General features: G+C 41.4%; 5 protein-coding genes and 2 pseudogenes. 5 read left to right on the plus strand and 2 right to left on the minus strand.

Going from position 1 to position 5,019, the window contains the following annotated elements:
• The first annotated feature begins 82 nt into the window (after positions 1-82).
• The 3 genes and pseudogenes from QUA70_RS27885 (at position 83) to QUA70_RS27895 (ending at position 2,210) form a co-directional block, all read left to right on the plus strand.
• Entirely contained in the window at positions 83-394 is a 312-nt protein-coding gene (locus QUA70_RS27885; RefSeq protein WP_333351006.1) for a transposase, read from the plus strand.
• 131 nt (positions 395-525) lie between these two features.
• Positions 526-1,969 (plus strand): annotated as a pseudogene (gene tnpC / locus QUA70_RS27890) (IS66 family transposase).
• Positions 1,970-2,018: 49 nt separating this feature from the next.
• The gene (locus QUA70_RS27895) at positions 2,019-2,210 is read left to right on the plus strand and encodes a hypothetical protein (RefSeq protein ID WP_333336254.1); all 192 of its coding nucleotides are present in this window, start codon (positions 2,019-2,021) and stop codon (positions 2,208-2,210) included.
• On the opposite strand, the pseudogene QUA70_RS28715 reads toward QUA70_RS27895, so the two are convergent.
• A pseudogene (locus tag QUA70_RS28715) lies at positions 2,181-2,324 on the minus strand (winged helix-turn-helix domain-containing protein); the annotation flags it as partial. The gene QUA70_RS27895 and the pseudogene QUA70_RS28715 overlap by 30 nt on opposite strands.
• A 235-nt stretch (positions 2,325-2,559) precedes the next feature.
• On the minus strand, positions 2,560-3,684 hold the full coding sequence (locus QUA70_RS27900; RefSeq protein WP_333351008.1) for an ISAzo13 family transposase: 1,125 nt from the start codon (positions 3,682-3,684) through the stop codon (positions 2,560-2,562).
• 496 nt (positions 3,685-4,180) lie between these two features.
• Here QUA70_RS27900 and QUA70_RS27905 point away from each other — a divergent pair, with 496 nt between their 5' ends.
• Together QUA70_RS27905 and QUA70_RS27910 are read left to right on the plus strand one after the other, a co-directional pair.
• Positions 4,181-4,498: a hypothetical protein gene (locus tag QUA70_RS27905; protein WP_333351002.1), complete on the plus strand. Its 318-nt coding sequence runs from the start codon at positions 4,181-4,183 to the stop codon at positions 4,496-4,498.
• Positions 4,491-4,649 (plus strand): hypothetical protein, encoded by a 159-nt coding sequence (locus tag QUA70_RS27910; protein WP_333351004.1) that lies wholly within the window; start codon positions 4,491-4,493, stop codon positions 4,647-4,649. The genes QUA70_RS27905 and QUA70_RS27910 overlap by 8 nt, the downstream gene beginning before the upstream one ends.
• Positions 4,650-5,019: the final 370 nt, after the last annotated feature.

Below are 5,019 nucleotides of genomic sequence, written 5' to 3' on the forward strand. Positions count from 1 at the left end.
TTTTGGCTGGCATTTTTGTAAAAATTGACTAAACTTAATTTTTATTATACCCTATTTAAAGGTACAACAGCTTATCAAAATGATGGAGTCAGAGGCTCTCTCGGCAGAGAGGAGTAAACGAATTAGAGTAATAGTACAGAATAATGGCCCCATACATCGATGTAATGAAGTCCAAAAATTATGGTCGAAGTGGGAAAATCAGGGTCTATATATCTTGTTTTTACCTAAATATTGCTCAGAAATGAATCCCATAGAATTGGAGTGGCAACACATCAAAAAAGATGAGCTAGCCGGACAAATGTTTGAAGATGAATTAGAGCTAGCTTATGCCGTAATTAATGGGGTAGAAGCTAGAGGAAAAAAGGAAACTACTCTACAAAACGCATTAAATTGAGAACAGATCGTCCTACTTAATATTTTGTTACATACTTAGGCAGTTTCCTGCCGACTTACTTAAAACTTTGTTGAAAAGTAAGGATTCAGGTCAAAAAAGACTTAAGTATCAAAAGCTGGTAAAATAAACGAATGAAAAAGCCCGCAGCCACCAGACAGAAAGAAAAAATCCAAATCGAGCAGTTGAGCCAAGCTGAACTGGTAGAACTGGTAATGGGGCTGCAAAAAATCATTGAAGAATTGCAAGAAAAACTAGCCATTGCTACGGGAAAAAGTCGAACCACCAGTCAAACTTCATCAAAACCTCCATCAACGGATCTACTCCAAAAACCAGAGAAACCAACAATCAAACCAGAAGCCGACCCAAAAAAGAAACCAGGCGGACAACCGGGTCATCAGGGGAAAACCCGCAAAGGGTTTGGACGAATAGACAGAACTGAAATTAGCTCACCCGACATCTGTCTCAATTGTGGCAGTAAAGAATTAAGTGAAGTAATTAACATCCACAGACAGCAAGTAGCAAGTCTAGTAGCAAAACCAATCGAGGTCGTTGAATATCAGACACAATCGTGTAAATGCCTAGAATGTGGTGCAGTAGTCACAGGAGAACCACCCCGCTTGAATAGTTCCAGGACAAGACTTGAGCGTTAATCTCCAAGCACTCTTAGTCTGGCTTGGCAATTATGGACATCTTTCCTACGCCAAGCTGACTGAATTTTTGTGGGAACTCGGCACGATAGAAGTGGGAGTGGGAACACTCCAAAAAACCAATCAACGAGTAGCAGCAGCAGTCAAGCCAGCGCTCAATGCACTGTGGAAATGGGCACCTCTTCAATCAAATGTTCATGTAGATGAAACCCCGTGGTGTGTCATGGGAGTCAAAGAATGGCTATGGACGGCTAGTGGAGAAGGATTCTGTTTATTTCATGCCGCAGATACCAGGGGGCGGGTGGAACTAGAAACCATGCTGGGTACAGAATTTGCTGGAGTCTTAAGCTCAGATGATTTCAGTGTTTATAATGGTGGCACAATCACAGCCCAACAGAAGTGTCTGGCTCATTTACGACGGCATTTCAAGAAAGTGCTGGACCTTCCTGGCAACAATAATGCAGAAGTCGCTCAAATATTTCTGTCATTAATTGATGAAGCTTTTATCGCCCATGAGTCCTGGCGAAAGACGAAGGATCAACTCACCTACGACTCGTGGGCTCAGGATTTCACAATACGATTGAATCAAACTTTGACCACTTGGTTGGGCAAAGTTGGTTATGCTGCAGGTTTGTTACTAAAATCCTTACGGGATAAGGCAGAACAATGGTGGTATTTTCTCAATGACCCCTCGGTTCCTCCTGATAATAATTTAGCAGAACGTTCCCTACGGCTAGCTGTCACGAAACGCAAAGTTTCTGGCGGCTCTCGTTCAATGAAACGATTTGAGGAAACGGCTGATCTGCTGAGTGTAATTCAAACCTGTCGTTTTCAAGCTCGTTCAGTAATGGCTTTTTTCCGTGAGGCTATTTCTGCCCATTCTTGTGACTTGGCTCGGCCTGAGCTTATTCCCTTCTTTCAGACCTGAATCCTTACGTTGAAAAGCTCAATGTTAACTTTTGGGAGAATCCAAAAGTATGTTTCTCCCGTTGACGGGTGTACAAAACCATATAACCATAGCCATTGATAGCGCCAATTTACGTTGGCTATGGGCTGCTCCCCATACCCTACCCAGACTCGCCGAATTATTGGCTTTAATCCCAGACGATGCTCATCCATTCCCCACACTTCTACTGCTGCTAATGGATGCTGCTGTTGAATTCGTTTAGCTTGCGCTCGCAGTTTTTTTTCCAAGCTTCTTGGACTTCAAGGTCAGCAAGGTCGTGTTCCGGTCTGGGTATTCGTAAGCGAAACTCCAACGAACGTAGATAGTCCCAACCCCTTTGTACGCTGACTGGACGCTAAGCGTAAATTACTCATCCACTCAGCAACTTTACGACTGTTCCATAATCCTCCATCAGCAGTTGGAGTTCGTAAAGTTTGCAAAAGTTGTGCTTGTTCCACAACAGAGAGTAAAGGTTGAGGACCCGGATGTTGATGACGTTTGTCTTTCAACCCATTAGCACCTAATTGATTGTAACGACGGACTAAGGAATGAAAATTTAATAACTTCACTCTCTACTCAATTGTCGGAACAGCACGGTAATTCCATTTTGGCAAATATTCATCAAAAATAATTTTCATTGTCTCCTTAAATCCCTCAGCTACTTTTCGACCAGTTTTATAAACTTTATCTAGTACATTTACTACCACAGAAAGTCCAGTTTTTGTGTGGTTTTTTTCCATGAGTTCTTTGACTAACTCAATGCTGGTAAAAATCACTCCTTGACAAGCTCTCGTTACATGAGGAAATAAGCGAGGCCCAATTGGATTGTACTTGGATGTATAGGGAGGATAATGTGCTATTCTAATTTCTATATTTAGCTCATTAACTAATTCTTGTAAGTCCGATTTAAAGATATAATGATTGGAATTCTTACTACCACCTCCATCACATTTAATCAAAATTGAATGGGCTTGAGGGTAGAGAGAGATTCCGTAATTTGTCCACCATGATTTAATTGCTTCACAAGCAAATTCACTCGTATCTTTACTAATACCTAGGGTTAGATACCCTCGGTTATTTTGCACATCATAAATTCCATGAGGCACTATTTTTCCATCACCCAAACTGAAAAAGTCATGGTCAAGTGTGGTAACGGTTTCGGTAGTATACAGAGTTCCTGAGCGATATAAATTTCCAATAAATTCCTTTTTTTTGGTATCCATACTAATGATAGAATTTCCCTGTAACTCATACTCTTCAGTGATTCTGGCAAGATTTTTAAATTGTTCGTTACGATTATTTGTTATTCCTGTTGTTTGTTTTTTTGAGCTTGAAGTTATTACATATCCGTGCTTTTTTAATAATTTTTGAACAACCGTTACGCTGACTGTTATGCCATGAAATTTCAGACCTTCAACTATTTCTTGTTGAGTGAGATTAGTCCATTTAATTTTCTCATCCATTGGGCTGCCTGCTGTATAAATTTTTAAGACTTCTAAAAAAGTTTCATTCAAGCCAGGTATGAGAGACTCGCTAGTTTTTCTTCCTCCTCCTTTTCGACGAATTCTGTGTTGATTAAAAGTAATGTCTGATTCACTTTTTAATTCCTTAATGCCTTTGGCTATTGTATTTCTGTCTGCTGCCAAAATTCGGGATATGTAACTAATTCCACCATCGCCAAGTTTTAGGGCTTCTATTGCTGCATATCTTCATCGCTCTTTTTCGGACAAAGATTGATAAAGTTTCCGCATCGGAGCAGTAATTTCAGAGGAGTAATACATAAATTTACAAACAAGAAAATGACTGAAACCAACCCACCAATTATTAGCAAAAGAAACAAGGTGAACATCGACTAAGGATAACTTTTGACCATAAAAATGAAATGTCAAGTACATTGATATTCACTCATTTGTTTATTATATCTTGCTTGTGTTATTAAATTTTCATTCCTAAGCGGTATATCGAGTTACGGCAGTAACCTGTGACATCCGCGACATCTTTGGTAACTCGTCCAGTTGCTAAAAGCCAAATTATTTGGTAGCGCGTCCGTTCAATTGGGTCTGACGCTTGACGATAAAGTTTAGACAACGGGCGAGGAGGTTTGATGAGGCTCTAACTTGAGGCGTTTAGGCATGACTTGTCCTCGTTGCACTATTGACGCTCTTTCAGTATATCATTCCGGTGCAACCGGAATTGATATTATTACAAAAAATCGCATCGGCCGCTTTGCTGTTTTGTGTGCCGCGTCCTCAGTCAGCTCTTGAAAGTCCTAAGAAATACCCGGCCCCGAAATTTAGCATCGGTAACAAAGTCGCTGACCATTGGAGTGACGAATTTAACCAGGACTTTATTGAGTACGGCGAAGTGCTTGGTATTTGCTGGTATCCTCGCGAACAAACTTGGGCTTACCTAATCAATTGGACAAGTGGGGAGATGCCGGATTCTTCCTACCCCTGTTTTGACGAGCATTTGACTGTTGGCGGTGATTTGAGGTTTGTCAGCCATGACTAAACCAACCGTCAGTTACCGTCGGATTGACAAGCTAAGGGCGATCGCCTTTGACCGTGGGTTCACCAATGAAGACGCTAGACGATTCGGGAAGCTTTCAAAAACGGCTACATGGGAAGCACTACTAGAGCTGTACTTCGTTGACGGGGAATAGCTAGACACAGAAATAGACAAGTCACTAGACACAGACACAGCGCTACACAGTGTAAACACCCTTGACTGGACTAACGATGGCTCTTTCCCTGTGTGCGGTTTCACCCGCCAGAATTCCACCAACTTTTTAGACTGGGTTGATTTTGGGCAACTCATCGCACTTGTACTCGCGTCGGCGGGGGTGTTTGTGCTATGTCCATGTGGCGACACATCAACCCGTTGAATTTACTTCCCTCCCCAGTTCGCATCAACATTCAAATAGGGACAAAATTATGAGTTTACAACGGAGACTATCGGGACTTAAACAAATTTTAAGCCCAAACAAAGCCTAAACTGGCTTTATAAGCGGAGAATACGTCCCAATTTTGGTT

Origin of the sequence: Microcoleus sp. LAD1_D5 (assembly GCF_036702115.1) — a bacterium.
In the GTDB taxonomy this organism is placed as follows: Bacteria; Cyanobacteriota; Cyanobacteriia; order Cyanobacteriales; family Microcoleaceae; genus Microcoleus.

Bases quoted from the DNA above. Each gene is read 5' to 3' on its own strand.
- QUA70_RS27885 (WP_333351006.1), top strand. From the start codon at position 83: ATGGAGTCAGAGGCTCTCTCGGCAGAGAGGAGTAAACGAATTAGAGTA.
- QUA70_RS27895 (WP_333336254.1), top strand. From the start codon at position 2,019: ATGTTTCTCCCGTTGACGGGTGTACAAAACCATATAACCATAGCCATT.
- QUA70_RS27910 (WP_333351004.1), top strand. From the start codon at position 4,491: ATGACTAAACCAACCGTCAGTTACCGTCGGATTGACAAGCTAAGGGCG.